Origin of the sequence: Pseudomonas sp. zfem003, from assembly GCF_032621675.1 — a bacterium.
Lineage (GTDB): Bacteria > Pseudomonadota > Gammaproteobacteria > Pseudomonadales > Pseudomonadaceae > Metapseudomonas > Metapseudomonas otitidis.
The window spans coordinates 1-18370 of record NZ_JAVYJG010000001.1; the positions used below are offsets into that span (position 1 = coordinate 1).

General features: G+C 56.9%; 23 protein-coding genes and 1 pseudogene. 10 read left to right on the top strand and 14 right to left on the bottom strand.

Features of this window, described 5'->3' with window-relative positions; translation table 11 throughout:
• The 3 genes and pseudogenes from RTK35_RS00005 to RTK35_RS00015 all read left to right on the top strand — a co-directional run.
• Window positions 1-147 (top strand): transposase (locus tag RTK35_RS00005; protein ID WP_316907387.1); only part of this gene is annotated, 147 nt, incomplete at its 5' end.
• Window positions 148-343: 196 nt separating this feature from the next.
• On the top strand, window positions 344-919 hold the full coding sequence (locus RTK35_RS00010; protein WP_316907028.1) for a plasmid pRiA4b ORF-3 family protein: 576 nt from the start codon (window positions 344-346) through the stop codon (window positions 917-919).
• A gap of 102 nt (window positions 920-1021) precedes the next feature.
• Window positions 1022-1174 (top strand): annotated as a pseudogene (locus tag RTK35_RS00015) (IS5/IS1182 family transposase); the annotation flags it as partial.
• On the opposite strand, the gene RTK35_RS00020 reads toward RTK35_RS00015, so the two are convergent.
• A protein-coding gene (locus RTK35_RS00020) for an IS5 family transposase (protein ID WP_316907029.1) occupies window positions 1175-2022 on the bottom strand; the annotation gives its coding sequence in 2 pieces (ribosomal slippage) (window positions 1175-1680 and window positions 1680-2022; 849 coding nt in all).
• Window positions 2023-2199: 177 nt separating this feature from the next.
• Here RTK35_RS00020 and RTK35_RS00025 point away from each other — a divergent pair.
• Both RTK35_RS00025 and RTK35_RS00030 read left to right on the top strand, forming a co-directional pair.
• A complete protein-coding gene (locus RTK35_RS00025; protein WP_074974297.1) occupies window positions 2200-2532 on the top strand; it encodes a DUF2790 domain-containing protein in 333 nt (110 codons plus the stop codon).
• Between the two features lie 157 nt (window positions 2533-2689).
• Entirely contained in the window at window positions 2690-4015 is a 1326-nt protein-coding gene (locus tag RTK35_RS00030) for an OprD family porin (RefSeq protein ID WP_316907030.1), read from the top strand.
• A gap of 180 nt (window positions 4016-4195) precedes the next feature.
• Here the strand turns inward: RTK35_RS00030 and RTK35_RS00035 are convergent, their stop codons facing one another.
• The 6 genes from RTK35_RS00035 to RTK35_RS00060 form a co-directional block, all read right to left on the bottom strand.
• Window positions 4196-4639 (bottom strand): DUF411 domain-containing protein, encoded by a 444-nt coding sequence (locus RTK35_RS00035; RefSeq protein ID WP_074974293.1) that lies wholly within the window; start codon window positions 4637-4639, stop codon window positions 4196-4198.
• Window positions 4629-5471 carry a c-type cytochrome gene (locus RTK35_RS00040; RefSeq protein ID WP_074974291.1) on the bottom strand — a complete coding sequence of 281 codons (843 nt, stop codon included), beginning with the start codon at window positions 5469-5471 and terminating at the stop codon, window positions 4629-4631. The genes RTK35_RS00035 and RTK35_RS00040 overlap by 11 nt, the downstream gene beginning before the upstream one ends.
• Before the next feature lie 9 nt (window positions 5472-5480).
• Window positions 5481-6572: a copper resistance protein B gene (locus RTK35_RS00045; RefSeq protein ID WP_074974289.1), complete on the bottom strand. Its 1092-nt coding sequence runs from the start codon at window positions 6570-6572 to the stop codon at window positions 5481-5483.
• On the bottom strand, window positions 6562-6876 hold the full coding sequence (locus tag RTK35_RS00050) for a hypothetical protein (protein WP_074974287.1): 315 nt from the start codon (window positions 6874-6876) through the stop codon (window positions 6562-6564). The genes RTK35_RS00045 and RTK35_RS00050 overlap by 11 nt, the downstream gene beginning before the upstream one ends.
• A 12-nt stretch (window positions 6877-6888) precedes the next feature.
• Window positions 6889-8736: a copper resistance system multicopper oxidase gene (locus tag RTK35_RS00055; RefSeq protein ID WP_316907031.1), complete on the bottom strand. Its 1848-nt coding sequence runs from the start codon at window positions 8734-8736 to the stop codon at window positions 6889-6891.
• A 194-nt stretch (window positions 8737-8930) separates the two neighbouring features.
• Complete coding sequence (locus RTK35_RS00060) at window positions 8931-9137, bottom strand: co-regulatory protein PtrA N-terminal domain-containing protein (protein WP_074974273.1); 207 nt, start codon at window positions 9135-9137, stop codon at window positions 8931-8933.
• 292 nt (window positions 9138-9429) lie between these two features.
• Between RTK35_RS00060 and RTK35_RS00065 the strand changes: the two genes are divergently transcribed.
• From RTK35_RS00065 to RTK35_RS00075, 3 genes are read left to right on the top strand one after another with little or no spacing between them, the layout of a single operon-like run.
• The gene (locus tag RTK35_RS00065) at window positions 9430-9690 is read left to right on the top strand and encodes a hypothetical protein (RefSeq protein WP_074974271.1); all 261 of its coding nucleotides are present in this window, start codon (window positions 9430-9432) and stop codon (window positions 9688-9690) included.
• A 44-nt stretch (window positions 9691-9734) separates the two neighbouring features.
• On the top strand, window positions 9735-10571 hold the full coding sequence (locus tag RTK35_RS00070; protein ID WP_074974269.1) for a DUF692 domain-containing protein: 837 nt from the start codon (window positions 9735-9737) through the stop codon (window positions 10569-10571).
• Window positions 10568-11368, top strand: coding sequence for a DUF2063 domain-containing protein (locus RTK35_RS00075; protein WP_316907032.1), 801 nt, complete (start codon window positions 10568-10570; stop codon window positions 11366-11368). Before RTK35_RS00070 ends, RTK35_RS00075 begins: the two co-directional genes overlap by 4 nt.
• 39 nt (window positions 11369-11407) lie before the next feature.
• Here the strand turns inward: RTK35_RS00075 and RTK35_RS00080 are convergent, their stop codons facing one another.
• Together RTK35_RS00080 and dmeF are read right to left on the bottom strand one after the other, a co-directional pair.
• Window positions 11408-11608 (bottom strand): heavy-metal-associated domain-containing protein, encoded by a 201-nt coding sequence (locus RTK35_RS00080; protein ID WP_074974265.1) that lies wholly within the window; start codon window positions 11606-11608, stop codon window positions 11408-11410.
• 82 nt (window positions 11609-11690) lie between these two features.
• On the bottom strand, window positions 11691-12653 hold the full coding sequence (gene dmeF / locus RTK35_RS00085) for a CDF family Co(II)/Ni(II) efflux transporter DmeF (RefSeq protein WP_074974263.1): 963 nt from the start codon (window positions 12651-12653) through the stop codon (window positions 11691-11693).
• Window positions 12654-12724: 71 nt separating this feature from the next.
• Here dmeF and RTK35_RS00090 point away from each other — a divergent pair, with 71 nt between their 5' ends.
• On the top strand, window positions 12725-13000 hold the full coding sequence (locus tag RTK35_RS00090; protein WP_074974261.1) for a metal/formaldehyde-sensitive transcriptional repressor: 276 nt from the start codon (window positions 12725-12727) through the stop codon (window positions 12998-13000).
• Window positions 13001-13044: 44 nt separating this feature from the next.
• Here the strand turns inward: RTK35_RS00090 and RTK35_RS00095 are convergent, their stop codons facing one another.
• The 5 genes from RTK35_RS00095 to RTK35_RS00115 form a co-directional block, all read right to left on the bottom strand.
• Complete coding sequence (locus RTK35_RS00095) at window positions 13045-15408, bottom strand: heavy metal translocating P-type ATPase (RefSeq protein WP_316907033.1); 2364 nt, start codon at window positions 15406-15408, stop codon at window positions 13045-13047.
• A gap of 5 nt (window positions 15409-15413) precedes the next feature.
• Window positions 15414-15656, bottom strand: coding sequence for a DUF2933 domain-containing protein (locus RTK35_RS00100; RefSeq protein WP_316907388.1), 243 nt, complete (start codon window positions 15654-15656; stop codon window positions 15414-15416).
• 78 nt (window positions 15657-15734) lie between these two features.
• On the bottom strand, window positions 15735-16262 hold the full coding sequence (locus tag RTK35_RS00105; protein ID WP_316907034.1) for a cupredoxin family protein: 528 nt from the start codon (window positions 16260-16262) through the stop codon (window positions 15735-15737).
• Between the two features lie 145 nt (window positions 16263-16407).
• On the bottom strand, window positions 16408-16959 hold the full coding sequence (locus RTK35_RS00110; RefSeq protein WP_074974255.1) for a plastocyanin/azurin family copper-binding protein: 552 nt from the start codon (window positions 16957-16959) through the stop codon (window positions 16408-16410).
• A 167-nt stretch (window positions 16960-17126) separates the two neighbouring features.
• Entirely contained in the window at window positions 17127-17486 is a 360-nt protein-coding gene (locus tag RTK35_RS00115) for a co-regulatory protein PtrA N-terminal domain-containing protein (RefSeq protein WP_316907035.1), read from the bottom strand.
• Window positions 17487-17692: 206 nt separating this feature from the next.
• On the opposite strand from RTK35_RS00115, the gene RTK35_RS00120 reads away from it, so the two are divergent.
• Window positions 17693-18370 (top strand): heavy metal response regulator transcription factor, encoded by a 678-nt coding sequence (locus RTK35_RS00120; RefSeq protein WP_316907036.1) that lies wholly within the window; start codon window positions 17693-17695, stop codon window positions 18368-18370.

The window sequence follows — 18370 nt, forward strand, 5'->3', positions numbered from 1 at the left end:
AATATCATTGAGCGGATGTTTGGCTGGCTAAAAGAGAACCGGAGAATTAGCACCCGTTACGACAAGCTCGCCAGAAGTTTTGCCGCAATGGTCACGCTGGCTTGCACGCTGCGATGCCTGCGGCAGTACTTTTCGTACAGAACCTAGCAACGCGTCGCCCCATCGCCCGGTATCAATCCCCTCGCCTCGCATTCGAATGTGCAGGCCTTGCTTCCCAGAAAACCTTGCTTAAGCCCGTTACCTGGTCGACAGTCCTTCGTCTGCAATCAAGAGCGGCTCACTGACGAGCCTCGGACCAAGTAAGAACTGCTTCTGCTCAAAGCCAGGGCAACAGGAAGAATGAATGGCAACGACTCCATCGATATATGTGCTGCATGTTCAGTTGGCTCCCCTAGTGGTGCTGCCACCCGTCTGGCGGCGGCTGGCGGTAACGGGGGATTGTTCGCTGCGACGGCTGCACCACTTCATCCAGGCAGCATTCGGCTGGGAGAGTCGCCATCTGCATGAGTTCTCCAATGGCATCGACCACTACCTGCCACCTGACCCCGACATAGGACTGCCGGAAGCGGGAACAGCGGACGATCGCCGAGTGAAAGTACGGCGCGCGCTTAAACCAGGGGACCGGATGCAGTACATCTACGACTTCGGGGATGAATGGCTGCATGTGATCGCAGTGGAATCTGTCCGGCCGTGCGAGGTTACGGGGGCCTGGTGCGAGCTGCTGGACGGAGCCGGCGCATGTCCGCCGGAGGACGTAGGCGGGCCACACGGGTACATGGCGTTCTTGCAGAGCATCCACTCTCCCACCAGCCCTGCTGGTCGGGAGGCACTGGAGTGGGCGGGTGGCACGTTCGATCCGGAGCTGTTCGATCTCCGGGCTGCGAAGGCGGCAGTGCAGCGGGTTTGCAATAACCAGTGAGGGTGACATTCGATCAAGCCGATGCGGCTGGGCTTAGGGAGGTCCTGAAGGAGACTTTTCGAATCTGATGAGATACACCGATTCCGCTGCCCGAGTCCTCCGATGAAGCAGATGGCCTTCGCCGACACCAAGTACGCCGGCAAGCGTAAACAGACTCGCAAAGAGCTGTTCCTGATCAAGATGGAACAGATGATGCCGTGGGAGGGCTTGATTTCCCTGATCGAGCCACACTACCCCGAGGGAGAAGATGGTCGTCTAGGTTCTGTACGAAAAGTACTGCCGCAGGCATCGCAGCGTGCAAGCCAGCGTGACCATTGCGGCAAAACTCCTGGCGAGCTTGTCGTAACGGGTGACAATTCTCCGGTTTTCTTTTAGCCAGCCAAACATCCGCTCAATGATATTCCGCTGCCGGTATTTCGGACGATCAAACAGTCGGGGTAGTCCTGGCTTGGGTTTGCGCTTCCTGGTGCGCTGCGGAATCACCGGCTGCATGCGGTAGCGGTACTGGCGCAGATGCTCGGCATCGTAACCTTTGTCTGCCAGTAACCAACGGCAGCGCTTACGAGGCCGTCCAGACCTTCCGGGGATACGTACCTGATCTAAGAGTGGCTGAGCATGGCCAATGTCGCTGGCCTGCCCGGGTGACAGCATGAAGTGGGGAGGTATCCCGTTGGCATCGCAGATAAGGTGAATCTTGGTGGTTAGGCCGCCTCGGCTACGTCCCAATGCATGATCTACCGGTTCTTCTGGCCCCCCTTTTTCCCGGCGCCAGAAGAGGCTCGGGTTGCACGCACCGCGGTGGAGTCGATCATCCACGTATCCAGGTCGATCAGGCCTTCCTGATTCAACCGGACGTGCAAGCGCTCAAGTACTCGGTTAAACGTGCCGTCGTCTCGCCAGTCACGGAACCGTTGATAAACCGTCGACCACGGGCCGAAACGTTCCGGCAGATCACGCCAGGCGGCTCCGGAGCAGAGGATCCAGAAGATGCCGTTGAGCACCAGCCGGTCATCACTTCGAGGTCGGCCCATCTTCTGTTCCGGGGAAACCATATCCTTGATCAACTCCCAGTCCGCATCTGGGAGTTCGTAGCGCCTTGCCATGTGGGCCTCCAGCTAATCATGGTGGCGATTCTACCTGTACCGACTTTTCGTACAGAACCTAAGTTGACTTGCCCGGGTAACGCGGCAGGAAGCATTACGGCGATGTAATTTTGACTTCATTTTTATGACAGGTTGAGCAGATATATTTTAATCACCACCTTGAAGGAGTGATTAAACATGAAAAGCCTCAACGTTATTGCAGCACTTACCGTTATGGTTGCTTCCTCTGCCGCTCTGGCAGAAGGTGGCGCTGATCGTGTTTATGGTCGGATGATTCAGGCCAATGAGCAGGCCATGCAAGAATATGCTGCAGCTAACGGAAAGAATCCGCCTGAAGTTATTCATTACCGTTACGGCATGAAACTGGATATCGCCAAAGTCGTGGCCACTACCCGGACGGACTCTAGCTGCGATGTGATGCCGGCTCAGATGACCTACGAGGACTCCAACGGCAATCTGAATATTCTCGAATACCGGGCAGCCGGAACAGGTTGCCGGAACAAGAATTAATAAATGACATTACGCTGACTGAAATGTAATTTTCATGTCGCCTTGGTGTTATTTGGCATGTGGAAATATACTCAAAGCGCGCCTTGGCTATGCCCGGCGCGCTTGGCACATATATGCAACCACACAATGACAACTGCCAATAACATCAGGAACACTTATGAATAACAGGACTTTGTTAGGGCTTTCTCTGCTCGCTCTGAGCGTCAGCATCGGCCAAGCTGCAATGGCCGCTGGCGAGAAAGGCGAGGGATTTATCGAAGGCAGCAGCCTGACCATCCTCAATCGAAACCTCTACTTCAACCGCGATTTCCGTAAGGGCCAGTCCAGCAGTTCAGGTAATGGCTATTCGGAGGAGTGGGCGCATGGCGTGATAGGCCGATTCGAGTCTGGCTTCACCGAGGGCACTATAGGCTTTGGTGTCGATGCCTTTGCAATGCTAGGGCTCAAACTTGACACTGGCGACGGCCGTTCAGGAGCCGGCGGCTCAGTCGATGTGCTGCCTTACAACAGCCTGGGGCAGGCTGAGGACAACTACTCCAAACTGGGTGGCGCGGTGAAAGCTCGGTTCATGGATACCGAGATCAAGGCGGGCGACGTCTTTCCCGTCAGCCCGGTCGTCCAATACGGTGATGCGCGGCTTTTACCGGAGAGTTTCCGAGGTGTCACCGTGACCAACAGCAGCGTGGAAGGACTGTCGCTTCAAGGCGGTCGCCTCCACTCGATGAGCCAACCCAATACCAGCAGCCTGCGCGACGGCTTCGCTACCTTCTACGCGGGCGAAGTGGACTCGCCATGGATCGCCTATTTCGGTGGTGATTACACGCTTAATGACAACGTCGGCTTCAGTCTCTACACCAGTCGCCTCAAGGATGCCTGGAATCAATACTACGCGGGCACCACGCTGAGCTATCCGCTTGCGGACGATGTCACCTTGATCGGTGGGCTGAATTACTACAAGGCGGTCGATGAAGGTAAGCAACTCCTGGGGCGCTTCGATAACAACATCTTTAGCGGTAAGGTCGGCATCCAGTTCGGCGCTCACACAGTGCTGGTAGGTTTACAGCGCAACAATGGCGATGATGACTTCGACTACTTGCGCCAATCGGACTCCATCTATCTAGACAACTCCATCCAGTACAGCGACTTCAACTCGCCCAAGGAGAAGTCATGGCAAGTGCGCTATGACCTGGATATGGAGTCTTTCGGTGTGCCTGGATTGAGCTTCATGACTCGGTATGCCCAAGGCTGGGATGCCGACTACAGCAATGCCAACGAGGTCTATATGCGTCGGGATGACAACGGCGATCCGTTGACCAACCAGAAGCGCTGGGAGCGGGACATCGAGGCCAAATACGTTGTGCAGACTGGATCACTGAAGGATATGTCTTTCCGTGTTCGCCAAATGACCACTCGCGCGACCGACTACGAGTCCGATCTTGATGAAGTCCGCCTGATTGTCGAGTACCCGCTGGAAGTTCTCTAACCTCGGTGCGCGAGCGGGTTGGTTGCCCGCTCGCGCCTTGGTCCTGCTGTCCCCTCGTAGTGCTCCTTTGGTTTGGAGACAGCCCTTGGCACCTTCGGGTGCCTTTTTTACTTAGGTTGACGGGTGGTTTGAAAAAGCGTCGGTCACTCGATGCACAAGCGGCCATGGTGGCAGGAGCTGCTACTGAGCGGGATATTCTGCCACGATCTGATCAGCACCCGTCTTGGTCAAGCCAATGACCTGGTAGACATGCTGTACGCCATCGACTTCCATGCCGGGAGAGCCGGCCGGCATCCCGGGAACAGCGATGCCCACGAGGTCATTACGCTTGCTGAGTTCTAGGACTTGAGCCGCTGGCACATGTCCTTCGACGAACTTGCCGTCAATCACCGCGGTGTGGCAAGACGCCAAGCGTGGCGCAACACCCAGACTTTGCTTCACTGCCGTCATGTTGCTTTCGACATGGTCGACGACTTTGAAGCCATTCGCTTCGAGGTGCGTAATCCACTTCTTGCAACACCCGCAATTGGCATCACGATGAACATCAATCGTCAGGGCATCAGCTGCTTGAACCGCAGATGTGATGGAGAGAGCGCCGAGTAAGGCCAGATAGTTAGTTTTCATGTACGTGTTCTTTGCCATCAGCGTGGGTGTGGGTCTTGGGCGCGGCATTCGGAGCCTGCTTGGAGTGATGATCGCCTCCGTTGGCAGGTGCCTCATTCCCAGCATGGTGGTCATCGGCACTCATATCCGAGTGGTGGTCAGCCTCAGAAGCGGAGTCACCGCCGTTATCCGTAGCCGCAGTATCGTGATGACCAGGCTCTCCGGCATCACCTGTTCCATGATGGTCTTCGCCACCGCCGCTATTGCCATGATCGCCAGGCTTGTTGTCGCCGTGCTGCCCTTCATGGTTATGCATCTGCGTTTCTCCACCACCATGTTGATGGCCGGTACTGGATGCGACGAGTGCTTGGTATTGTTTGCCATCCATCGTCGGCAGCTGGTTGAGGAAGGCAACCATGCCCCAGATGTACTGATCGCCCATGTTCTTGCCCCAAGCAGGCATACCTGTAGCTTTGATGCCGTGCTTGATTACCCAGAATGCTGCAGAGGGATTGCCATCGACACCGATCTTGGCGAGATTTGGGGGAGCAGGATAAAGCGATTGGCTCAGCTCGGTCTCCGCCACACCTGGCGCCAAGTGACAGCCGATGCACATGGAGTTGTAGTTGCCCGCCCCGGTGCGAATAAGAGCTTGATCATCGAGATTGGGAACCTCGATGTCCCGCGAACGAACCTCGATAGAGCGGTCACGGGCCATCGTGAGAAACGCGCTCACTGCGGGAAAATGAGGATCGTCGGCCCCCACGTTGACCACGCCATAGTACGCACCGGCCAGGACAGCTGTGCTACCGACTACACCAGCCGCCACCAAAGTTTTAATTGTTCTTTTCATGTCAGGTTCTCAAAACCACATCCGGATACCGGCGACAAAACGCGCCTCGTTTACATCACCGTCCTCGTCGCGCACCATGTCAGCCGTGTTGCCATAGGAGCGGCTCCAGGAAACGCCGATATAGGGGGCAAACTGCCGGACAATCTCGTAGCGCAGACGCAAGCCGAGTTCAGTATTGGCCAACCCCGACCCCACGCCACGCTCAGGATCGTTCTTGCCGTAGAAGTTCACTTCGGCAGTCGGCTGTAGGATCAACCGGTTGGTTAGCAAAATGTCGTAATCACCCTCCAATCGGGCAGCCGTCTGGCCATTCTCGCCCACGAACGCCGTGGCTTCGGCCTCGAAGGCGTAAAGCGCCATGCCCTGAACACCGAAGGCGGCCCAAGTCTGCGGCGACTCCGGTTTAAAGTCCTGGCGAACGCCCGCGACGACGTCCCACCAGGGGCCGATCGAGCGGCCGTACAACAGCTGTAATTCCGCATCCTCGGTCACGCCGTTGGTACGCTCGCCTTCGGAGCGGAACCACACCCGGTTGATATCACCGCCTACCCAACCCGACGCATCCCAGGCCAGAGTGCTGCCCTCATCTGCGTCCTGGTATTCGAGCTGATCGAGCAGGAAAAAGCTGTTGATGGCGCTGTCGTGCACCTTGTGGCCAGGCAGTGGCGGGAAAGCCGCTTGACGATCAGCATCCGTCAGAACGGGAATCGGCGTACGGCTGGTGGTTCTCGGGGCTTCAGCGGAGCCATGATTCATCTTCGAGTGATCCATGCCCTCCATCTGTCCTTGCATGGTGCCGTGCCCCATCTTGCTGTGGTCCATGGCCGGGGCCTTCTCTTGGCCCTGGCTGTGGCCCATCTGGCTATGGTCCATGCTGCCCGACTCGCTCTGCATGGCACCATGATCCATCTTGCTGTGATCCATGCCCTCCATCGGCGCTTTGGCGGAACCGTGATCCATCTGGCTATGGTCCATCGACATGGAGCCGTGCCCCATTGCCGAATGATCCATTTCTTCCGCAGCCTGGGTAACGCCGCCGCTGAACGCACTCAGCGATACGGCTAACGCTATAAGGGACGGACGTGAAAACCTAGTGGTCATGGTTCGAACCTGCTTCGGCCTCGGTGCCGCCATGCTTATCCATCATGTTTTCGTGCTTCATACCGTCGTGGTTCATGCCCTCATGATCCATGGTGCCATGATCCATCTGCTGGCCAGCGGCCTTATCCTTCGATTGATCTGCAGCCTTGCCACTGGTGGCGTTGGGCGCAGCCGACTCGGCAGCATGTTGTTCGTGCTCACCGTGCCCCTCACCTGCCCATGATGCAGGTGCGTGCAGAGCAGCCAAAAGACTGAACATAACTGCGCTGCCAACAAGGGCATTTCGCTTCATAAAAGTGCTCATCAGAAATCTCCTTTACTCATCCACACGGACTTCACGGAACATGCCCATTTCCATGTGGAGCAACAGGTGGCAGTGATAGGCCCAACGCCCCAACGCATCGGCCGTCACTCGATAGCTACGCTTGGAGCCTGGCGGCATGTCGATAGTGTGTTTACGCACCAGGAAATTGCCGTTCGCATCCTCCAGATCACTCCACATGCCATGGAGATGGATCGGGTGAGTCATCATGGTGTCGTTGACCAGCGTGATGCGAACACGCTCGCCGTACTTGAGGCGCAGAGGCTCGGCGTCAGAGAACTTGATTCCATCGAAGGACCAGGAGAATTTCTCCATATGTCCGGTGAGGTGCAGCTCGATGGTGCGACTTGGCTCACGCCCGTCCGGATCAGGGAAGGTGCTGCGCAGGTCAGAGTAAGTAAGGACGCGCCGGCCGTTATCACGCAGACCGATACCTGGATCGTCCAGCTTGTGTGTCGGCGTCATGGTCTGCATGTCGACCAGCGGGTTATTGGTCTCTGATGCCGGGTGTGCCTGCATGGCGCCTGCCATGCCTGCCATGCCTGCCATGCCTGAATGATCCATTCCGGCCATCTGGCTATGATCCATCCCAGCCATGCCACCCTGCATGCTGCCGTGATCCATACCCGCCATGCTGCTGTGGTCCATTGCGGCCATGCTGCTGTGGTCCATTGCGGCCATGCTTCCGTGATCCATGCCGCCCATGCCGCCCATGCTGCCGTGATCCATACCCATGTCGCCCATCGCGATCAGTGGGCGCGGGTCGGGGCTTGGTACCGGAGCACTCAACCCTTCCTGTACCGCAAGGGTGCCGCGCGCATAGCCAGTGCGATCCATGGATTGAGCAAAGACGGTGTAGGCTTGCTCGCTATCGGGCTCGACTATCACGTCGTAGGTCTCGGCTACGGCGACACGGAACTCATCGACGCTGACTGGTTTGACGTGCTGGCCATCGGCCGCGACTACCGTCATTTTTAGGCCGGGGATACGCACATCGAAGTACGTCATGGCCGAGGCATTGATGAAACGCAGACGGATCTTCTCGCCCGGTTTGAATATGCCGGTCCAGTTGCCATCAGGTGCCTGGCCGTTCATCAGGTAGGTGTAGGTGTAGCCACTGACGTCGGCGAGATCAGTCGGGCTCATCTTCATTTCGGCCCACATCTTGCGGTCGGCTACGGCGGCGGACCAACCCATCTCGCTTACGTCATCAATGAAGTCGCCGACGGTGCGCTTGTGCTGGTTGTAGTAGTCCGACTGCTTCTTCAGCTTGGCCAGTACCCGCGCTGGATTTTCATCCGTCCAGTCGCTCAGCAGTACGACGTAGTCACGGTCGTAACTGAAGGACTCGGGCTCCTTGGCATCTATGACCAGCGCGCCGTATACGCCGACCTGCTCCTGCAGCCCCGAGTGACTGTGATACCAGTAGGTACCGTTCTGGTTGACCTTGAACTTGTACTCATACATGCCGTCAGGGGCGATGCCATGGAAGCTCAGGCCCGGAACACCATCCATGTTCGCCGGCAGGATGATGCCGTGCCAATGGATGGAGGTGTCCTCCTTGAGGCGGTTGCGCACGCGCAATGTGACCGTATCGCCTTCGCGCCAACGAAGAATCGGCCCAGGGAGCGAGCCGTTGATGGTCATGGCAGTACGCGCTGCGCCGGTGATATTCACCGGGGTTTCACCGATGAACAGGTCGAATTCATTACCAGTCAGTACGTTGGGCTGGCCGGGACTGGTCACCGCCCAGACCGGCGTGCGCCACAGGCCAAGGCCGCCGATAATGCCGGTGGCGGCCAGGCCTTTGACGAAGGTGCGCCTTGTGGTTTTACTTTGCATGCCGTTTTGTCCAATCCGTCAAATGAGCCGGTGATGGTGTGCCCGGTCTCGGGTTCATGGCTGCTTCAATGTTGGGGATTTCACCCCTCGATTTTCCACGTCGATGCATTACTCAAGTATCACCGACGATCAGCAGTATGAAACTGCCATATCCCAACCATCGAGGTGATTACATTTATGTAAGGTAGCAGCCTTTAGCAGTTGGTGTGCTCTGCTTGCTTGGCTGGGTTGCTGGCCACAGGAGCCTCAACTTTCTGCTGTTGTGCTACCCGGTAGGCCTCCATTGACGCCTGACGTGCTTGATCCATGCGTGCGAAGGTGCGGTCAGCGCCACCTTCAGCCATTGCCAGGCTGGAGATACCCAGGGCAGTAACTACAAACAGAGCTTTGATCGATTTCATATGGGGTATTCCTCGTAAGTTCAGTGGGCCCCTGCAGCTGCGGAGGCCGAGCATCAGGCTCGATGTCACGTTAACCAAGAGGGCCTGTCAGCAACCTGAGCTGAACATTACAGTTCTGTCAGGTTGCTATTTCTTACTTGTAGCCCATCCAGCAGGCTCGGTACTGTCTTTCATGCCCTCACAAAAGCCTTGCGAATTTCTTGAGAGAGCATGCTCGGCAGTGATGCCTAAGCTACATAGGGTCATTCGCATCTGCGGATACGACCACCAACCATTAAGAGAGATTGCCACTATGTCGAACAAATCCAACGTTGCTACCGGTGCCGCTCTGGCTCTCGTGGCTGCCAGCCTGTTCTCCACCCTGCCCGCCCAAGCTGCCCAAGACACGAAAGCAGCTGAAGTGAAATGCTTCGGCGTCAATGGTTGTAAAGGCCAGAACGATTGCGCGACCGCCAAAAACGCCTGCAAAGGCCAGGGTGAATGCAAAGGCCAAGGTTTCAAGCTGATGACTCAGGCGAAGTGCGATGAGGCCGGTGGCAAGACCAGCGAATAATGCCATTCGGGGAGTGCCTGCCACTCCCCCTGCTGGAGTCTTGAATGAGTGAGCACACAACGCTGGGTTTCGGCCTTGGCCTTCGCAGTGAGTATTACCAGCAGATTCTTGAACAGCGGCCTGCGGTCGACTGGTTTGAAGTGATTTCCGAGAATTACCTAGTGGGCGGTGGCAAGGCCCTCTACTTTCTCGATGCGATTGGCGAGCAATACCCCCTGGTGATGCACGGAGTATCGCTGTCGATCGGCGGTTTACATAACCTGGACATGGGTTACTTACGACAGCTCAAGCAACTGGCGGACCGGATACAGCCCCAGTGGGTCTCCGACCACTTGTGCTGGAGTCGCGGCAACGCCCATCAACTCCACGACCTGCTACCGCTGCCGTTTACCCAAGAAAGCCTGCTGCATGTCGCCGCGCGGGTGAGTCTAGTGCAGGATGTTCTGGAACGTCCCATTGTGCTGGAGAACGTTTCCTCTTACGTGCAGTGGAAGACGTCCAGCATGAGCGAATCGCAGTTTCTCGCAGAACTGAGTTACCTAACCGGTTGCGAGTTGCTCCTTGACGTGAACAACGTCTACGTCAGCGCACGAAATCAGGGTTTCGACCCTTGGCAGTACATCATGGAATTGCCGCACGAGGGGATTCGTCAAATACACCTGGCCGGGCACAGCGATTACGGACGATACCTCATCGACACCCATGATCAGCCCATCGCTGATCCAGTTTGGGCGCTCTACAGCAAGACGCTGAGCTACATGGGCCCAACATCGACTTTGATCGAGCGGGATGATCATTTTCCACCCTTCGAGGATCTGTTATCCGAGTTGGAGCATGCCCGAGCAATTTCCAATGGCGTTGTATCGAGGGCAACACCTTGAGCCTTAGCGCCCTACAGACGGCATTTGAAACTTACCTGACAGATGAAGGCACCCTGCCCTCCGCCGAGCTTTTGGAGCAAGTTCGCGGTAGCACTGCACTGAGTGCCCTTGAAGGCTTGCAGATCTACCACAACGCCTATCGCGCTCGCCTGCTGGCGGTGCTGCGCGAGGATTTCCCGGCGCTGCAGCAATGGCTGGGAGACGAGTCGTTCGAGCAGTTGGCAATGGCCTATATCGCTGCCTGGCCTCCGCGGCATTACAGCCTCCGCTGGCTTGGCGAGCATCTGCCCGAGTTCATCGGCAACTATGTCGCGGAGCCACAGCTGTCGCCACTGCGCGAGCTCGCCACGCTGGAGTGGGCCTTTACACTGGCATTCGATGCCCCGGACACCGATGCGCTCTCGGCCGAGAGCATAAGCAGCTTCTCGGCAGAAGACTGGGTCACCCTTAGGGTGTCACTGGTGCTATCAGCAAACTGGCTGCACTTGACGTACAACACGCTAGAGCTATGGAAAGCCGCCAAAGGCGGAGAACCGCTTCCGGAACCTACACGTCTGCCTGATGAACGCAGCTGCCTGGTCTGGCGCCGCGAGTTGGTATGCCAGTATCGCAGCCTGGAGCCCGATGAAGCGACCGCACTGCAGTTGCTTGTTGCAGGAGAATCCTTCTCCACCCTCTGCGAGTCGTTGCTCCCCAGATACGCCGAACAAGCACCTATGCAGGCAGCAGTCTGGTTGCGACAGTGGGTAAATGATGGGCTGCTGGTTCGACTCAAGCCTGGATGTGAGGGCCGCTGAAGAGTAGCGGCCCTCTATAGAACCAGGCACACCGAAGTCCTACGCAGCAAGTTCAGCCCCAAAACCGAGTTTCTGAACCACATCACGCAAGGTGGCCGCGCTTTCATCGGTGTCGACCGAGACTATGCCGGTGGCTCGATCTACTTCAACCCGCGCGTTCTGATCCAGGGCCTGGATCGCCTTCGTGATCTTGCCCACACAGCTGCCGCAGCCCATCCCCGTCACCTTCAAAACGACCATATGTCACCTCATCTAAGGAACGGCACCAGTTGCCGTGCTCTCAGCATCAACCTTGCCACCTTGGCAAGGTCAAGTGGCCCACTCAGGGTTGCAATACAGCGGGTTGGCCCTGGCGCAGGTTCACCTCGACAGTGATGTGTACCAGCTCTTCATGAATGCTTAGCTGCTCCCGGAAGTAATCAGGTTCAGCCACCTCCATGACGGCAAGCGAGAGGATGCAGGCGTACTTTCCCTTCCCCACACGCCAGACGTGAAGGTCTGTGATGGTGGCCTGGATTGGACTGGCCGAGATGACTTCCCGGATTTCCGCAACCACTGGCGCGTCCATTTCGGCATCTAGTAGGACACGCCCAGTGTCACGCAGCAATCCATAAGCCCAGATCGCAACCAGCACCGCACCGACGATTCCCATTACAGGATCAAGCCAGCTTGCTCCCCAGAATTTACCCCCAACAAGAGCCAAGATGGCGAGCACTGACGTCGCAGCATCAGCCACCACGTGCAAATAGGCTGAGCGCAAATTCAGGTCATGATGGTGGTCATGACCATGGTGGTCATGGTGATGGCCGTGCTCGTGATGGTGGGCGTGGCCACCCTTGAGAAGCCAGGCACAGGCAAGATTGACCAGCAAACCAATCCCGGCAATCGCGATGGCTTGGTCGTAGTGGATCGGTGTCGGTGCAATCAGACGCTCAACCGACTGGTAGAGCATCAACCCAGCCACACCGACGAGAAAGATCGCACTGCTATAACCGCCCAGCACCTCGATCTTCCAAGTACCAAAGGCGAATCGAGTGTCGCGAGCGAAGCGGCGGGCAGCTGAATAAGCCAAAACCGAAAGGCCAAGCGCCAAAACGTGGGAGCTCATGTGCCAGCCGTCTGCCAAGAGCGCCATCGAGTTGTACATCCAACCGCCAATGATCTCGGCCACCATCATCACGGCTGTCAGCACCACCGCCCAGCGGGTATTTCTCTCAGCCAGTGGGTTTCCCTCATCAAAGACGTGAGAGTGATGCCAACGCTCAACAGGAATGGAAGTTCTCATGCCTAAGATGTTCCCCGATCAATTGCTATATACTATACCCCAGTATACTTTAATGCCATCAAGGTGACCACATGGCTCATACGACCAAATCGCAAAAGCAGCTGCTGACGCGCGTGCGGCGCATAAAAGGGCAGGCAGAGGGATTGGAAAAAGCACTGGAACAGAACAGGGAGTGCATAGCGATTCTTCAGCAAATCGCAGCAATTCGGGGAGCAGTCAACGGACTGATGTCAGAGGTGTTAGAGGGACATATCCGAGAGCACCTGGGTGCAGACGACGTCCCTCCCCAGCAAAGGAACGAGGATTTGGAGCAGGTAATTACCGTTCTACGCTCTTACCTGAAGTAGTGCCGGCTTACGTTTTATTGCTGTCCGGATTCTGCACCCCTTTGCTAATCAATCCGGGTTTGCCTCAAGCGCAATGCGTTGAATACAACGGAAGCCGAACTGACGCTCATTGCCAGGGCAGCGATCAAGGGCGACAGAAGATGCCCTGTCAGCGGGTACAGTAACCCGGCCGCTAGTGGGATCCCCATCGCGTTGTAGAGGAACGCAAAGGCGAGGTTCTGCCTCATGTTTTTCACGGTTGCCACTGACAGGGTGCGCGCTCGCAGGATGCCCATCAGGTCTCCCTTGACCAGCGTCACCTGAGCACTGTTCATCGCCACATCGGTACCGGTGCCCATGGCGACACCTACGTCAGACCTGGCCAGGGCGGGCGCATCGTTGATGCCGTCACCCGCCATGGCGACACGACGGCCATAGCCCTGCAAATCGGCGACCAGTTTCTCCTTATCCTGCGGTTTGACCTCACCATGCACTTCCTCGATTCCGAGCTGCTTCGCCACGGCCTTTGCTGTAGTGAGACCATCACCAGTGGCCATGATGACCTTCACGTCTTCGCTTTGAAGCTTGGAGACAGCCTGTTGAGAAGTAGGCTTGATTGGATCGGAAACGGCTAGGAGTCCCGCCAGGCGACCGTCAACGGCCAAATAGATGATGCTGATGCCTTCCAGACGCAGTTGCTCGGCGCGATTACGCAGCGGGGTAATATCGACGCCCGCCTCGTCCATCAGTGCGGTGTTGCCGAGCTGCAGCTGATGGCCATCGACCAGACCGCGCACACCAATACCCGAGCCAGACTCGAAAGTGTCCGGCTTGACCAGTGCAATGCCTTGACCACGCGCGTGATCGACGATGGCATGAGCCAGCGGGTGCTCACTACCCTGGTCGAGACTGGCGGCCAGGCGCAGCACTTCGTTGGAGTCGTAACTGCCTGTCCCTTCCGCGCTATGGAATACGGGACGCCCCTCAGTCAGGGTTCCAGTCTTGTCGACGATGAGCGTGTCGATCTTGCATAGATTTTCGATGGCGCTGGCGTCGCGGAACAACACACCACTGCTAGCTGCCTTGCCAGTCGCAACCATGACGGACATTGGGGTTGCCAGGCCCAGGGCGCAGGGGCAGGCAATGATCAGCACTGCCACCGCATTGATCAGGCCAAATACCCAGCCAGATTCCGGCCCGAACAGCCCCCAGCCGAAGAAGGTCAGAATCGCGATCAGGATCACCCCGACCACGAAATACCCCGCAACGGCATCGGCCATGCGCTGCATAGGAGCCTTGGAGCGTTGGGCTCTGGCCACCATCTGGACGATCTGCGACAGCATGGTTTCAGCGCCCACCTTCTGCGCCTCCATCACCAGGCTGCCGTGGGTGTTGAGGGTCGCGCCGATGAGGGAATCGCCTGTACGCTTAGTAACAGGCACCGGTTCGCCGGTGAGCATGGACTCATCGACCGCGCTCTCGCCCTCAACCACGATGCCATCCACTGGGACTTTCTCGCCCGGCCGGACACGCAGGTGGTCGCCCTGGTGAACGTGAGTTAGAGGAATGTCCTCCTCTTGGCCGTCGGGCCTTATGCGCCGAGCGGTTTTGGGAGCCAAGCCCAGCAGCGATTTAATGGCGGCAGAAGTCTGCGAGCGGGCTTTTAGCTCGAGCATTTGCCCCAACAGCGTGAGCGAGATAATCACTGCAGCAGCCTCGAAGTAGACGCCGATACGGCCATCCTGGACGAAGGCTGCCGGAAACCACTGCGGAACCAGAGTGGCGGCCACACTGTAGAGGTAGGCAGCGGCCGTTCCCAAACCGATCAGGGTCCACATGTTGGGGCTGCGGTGGCGAATGGAGTCGATGCCGCGGGTGAAGAACACCCAGCCGCCCCACAGCGTCACGGGTGTCGCCAGAGCCAGCTCGACCCAGTTCTGGGTAGTGCCATGGAGCAGCTGTAGGGAGTGACCCGCCATTGCTAGTACGGTCACGATGACGGTCAGCGGGAGGGTCCACCAGAACCGCCGCGAGAAGTCCTTCAGCTCCGGGTTTTCCTCCTCTTCCAGCTCCGGGATGACAGGTTCCAGCGTCATCCCGCAGATCGGGCAGTTTCCGGGAGCCTGTTGACGAATCTCAGGATGCATCGGGCAGGTGTATTCAGCACCTACAGGTGTCGATGTGGGTGCTGAATTCACGTGCTGGTGATGCCCCCCATGAGGCTGGTGGCTCATATACTGGTGAGGTGCTGCTTTGAATTTCCCCAGGCACTTCGCACTGCAGAAACGATAGGTCTTCCCCTCAACGCTATCGTGGTAAGGGCCATCAGGTTTGACCTCCATGCCACACACCGGGTCATGTTGACTCTCGGGGTGAGAGTGCGAGTGATGTGCATGATCCTGATCGTGATGGCAGGAGGACTTTTGCATGCGATTTATTTCCTCTCTTCGTCCTTGGAAACTTCGGCACCACTGGAGTGGGCGCCATGATTGTGGCCAAAAAGGTGCATCAGCGGACATAGCAGCAGGATGAGGTACGGCAAAGCCTGCGACAGATGGCCGTAATGCTCGCGTGCCACATAGAAGATGCCGATTACGGCCAGCATGATCAGTGCAATGCCTATCTTGCTCTTCCAAAAAGGTGGTTCCGTGGTATTGGTGTGATGGGTATGGTCCATGGCAATAGCCTCAATGCAATGGCTGCTGATCAGCATAGATGTCTCTGGCTAAGCGGAGTTGACGAGTATCATAAGACGTCAGCGTACGGTCACCTTACCGACCATTCCCGACTGATAATGTCCTGGAACATTGCAGGCAAACTCCAGATCAGTGGTCTCGGAGAACGTCCAGATCAACTCTTCGCGTGCTCCAGGTCCGACTAGTACGCTGTTTGGGTCATTGTGTTCCATGCCATCCATCTTCATGCCGCCCATATCCATACTGCTCATTTTAGGAGCACCTGTCGGGGAGAGCGTGCCGTTCTGAAACATCGCTGCCATCTCTTTCTGATGCGCAGCATGAGATGCCGCTTTGCCAAGGTTGAACTCGTGCAGCAGTGCCCCCTCGTTTGTCAGCACGAAGCGCACCGTCTCGCCTGCTTTGATCTCAATTGCCTTGGGGTCGAAGAAGATATCCCCCATCCGGACTTCGATGGTGCGATCTACTGCCTGACTGTCTCCCGGTTGCCCGATGCTGTCTTTGGTGTGGCCCGGGCTGGCCAGCGCATTAACAGCACTGAGCAACAAGCCAAGGGCTATGATTTTGGAAGTGGGTCTGAGTTTCATGGTGTGCCTCTGAAGTTGAGGAGGGATGAGTCCCGATGCTAAGAAGGTACAGCTGGCGGTACGCTGACGCGAAAACTACATTGCAGTAAGGTTCGTCAGATCGGTGCTACCCAGCCCGCGGCCAACGGGTAGCACCAGTGCCGAACTAACGCAGAGCAAACTCACCGACCATCCCTGCCTGGTAATGCCCAGGCAACGTACAGGCGAAGCTAAAACTGCCCGCCTGCGGAAAGGTCCACACGAACTCTTTGGTTGTGCCGGGCTCGACGAGAACCGCGTTCGGATCGTCATGCTTAGCCTTGATGACTTCCGGATAACCTGGAGGGTTGGCGTCTCCCATGCCATAACGCTCATGCCAGACAATGCGTTCGGCCATACCGGTCGGGGTCAAAGTGCCGTCCTTGAACAAGGACGCCATCTTGCGCTGGTGCTCCAGCTGGGAAGTTGCTTGCCCGATGTTGAACTCGTGCATCAACGCGCCCTCGTTCTTCAGAACGAAGCGCACGGTTTCACCCGGTTTTACATCGATCGTTTTCTGGCTGTAGTTAATGTCGGCCATCTTTACCAAGATAGTGCGAGTCGCTGGCTTCGCCTTGGCCTGCTGGCCAAAGTTGCTTCCGTTGGGCTCGGCAATTGCCGAGATAGCAGTGCTGATGAACAGAGTGCTCATCAGCAGCTTAAGGGGTATGTGTTTCATGGTGAGACCTCGCGATGGATGCTGGAAATCTCATGCTATCCCCCACTTGCTGCCAGGCCACTGACCCCAAAGCTACAATTGCGTCAGCTGGGAAAAAGCACGGCGCCATAAAGGCGCCGCTAGGCCAAAGGAGCAATCACGAAAGGCCTGGAAGATGGGTGGGATCTTTACTGATGGCATTCCTTGTCGGCCATCATCAGCTTGTGCTCTCGAATCATTTGACCCAGCACGTCGTCTACCAGCTTGTCATGCTTTTCCATCCAGGCCAGATGCTCTTCGGCAGACATATCGGGCGCAGGATGTTCGTTGTGCAGCTGGCTCATGATGTCTTCAAGCATGTTCATATGCTCTTTCATGTGCACATGCCGCTCGCCGACCGGGGCCTTCTCCGCCTGAACCAACACAGCTTCTGCTTTATCGCGCATCTGCTGGATACGCTCGAATACACGGTCGCCGCCCCCTTCGGCCCAAGCCATAGAAGACAGCAGTAGCGAACCAACCAGAAGCAAAGGTTTCAGCGATTTCATGGGGCAGTCTCCATCAGTGCAAACTATGGCCGGCACCTCTGCTTTTGGTTGTCGAGGGCCGAGAGCGCAACCTAGTGCTCAGGCAATCACTGTAGACGAAAAATTCTGTCGATGACCTGAGCTCAAGATTACTTTTCTGTAAGCTTCTGGCTGGAGCTGCCATTTGTCTGCAAACTCAGGCATACAAACTTTTGGAGTCTGCTCGCATGAAACTACTGGTAGCTGAAGATGAACCTAGAACCGGCGCATACCTACAGCAAGGCCTAAGCGAAGCGGGCTTCAATGTCGACCGGGTTATGACCGGCACAGATGCTCTACAACACGCGCTGAGTGAGTCCTATGACCTCCTGATTCTGGATGTGATGATGCCTGGGCTGGACGGGTGGGAAGTGCTGCGCATGGTGCGCGCAGCAGGAAAAGACGTTCCCGTATTGTTCTTAACGGCACGCGATGGGGTGGAGGACCGCGTTAAAGGATTGGAGTTGGGCGCGGACGACTACCTGATCAAGCCATTTGCTTTTTCAGAACTTCTGGCCAGAGTCAGAACGCTGCTGCGCAGAGGCAATGGCTCACTCACGCAAACAACGATGAAAATTGCCGATCTGGAGGTCGATCTGATGAAGCGCCGCGCCATCCGCGGCGGTAAAAGAATTGACCTGACCGCGAAGGAGTTTTCACTGCTGGAACTGCTACTGCGCCGGCGCGGCGAGGTGCTCCCGAAATCTCTGATTGCTTCTCAGGTTTGGGATATGAACTTCGACAGCGACACGAACGTCATTGAGGTCGCCGTACGTCGGCTGCGCGCCAAGATCGATGACGATTTCGATCTCAAACTAATCCATACCGCCCGTGGCATGGGATACATGATGGATGCGCCGGAGTGA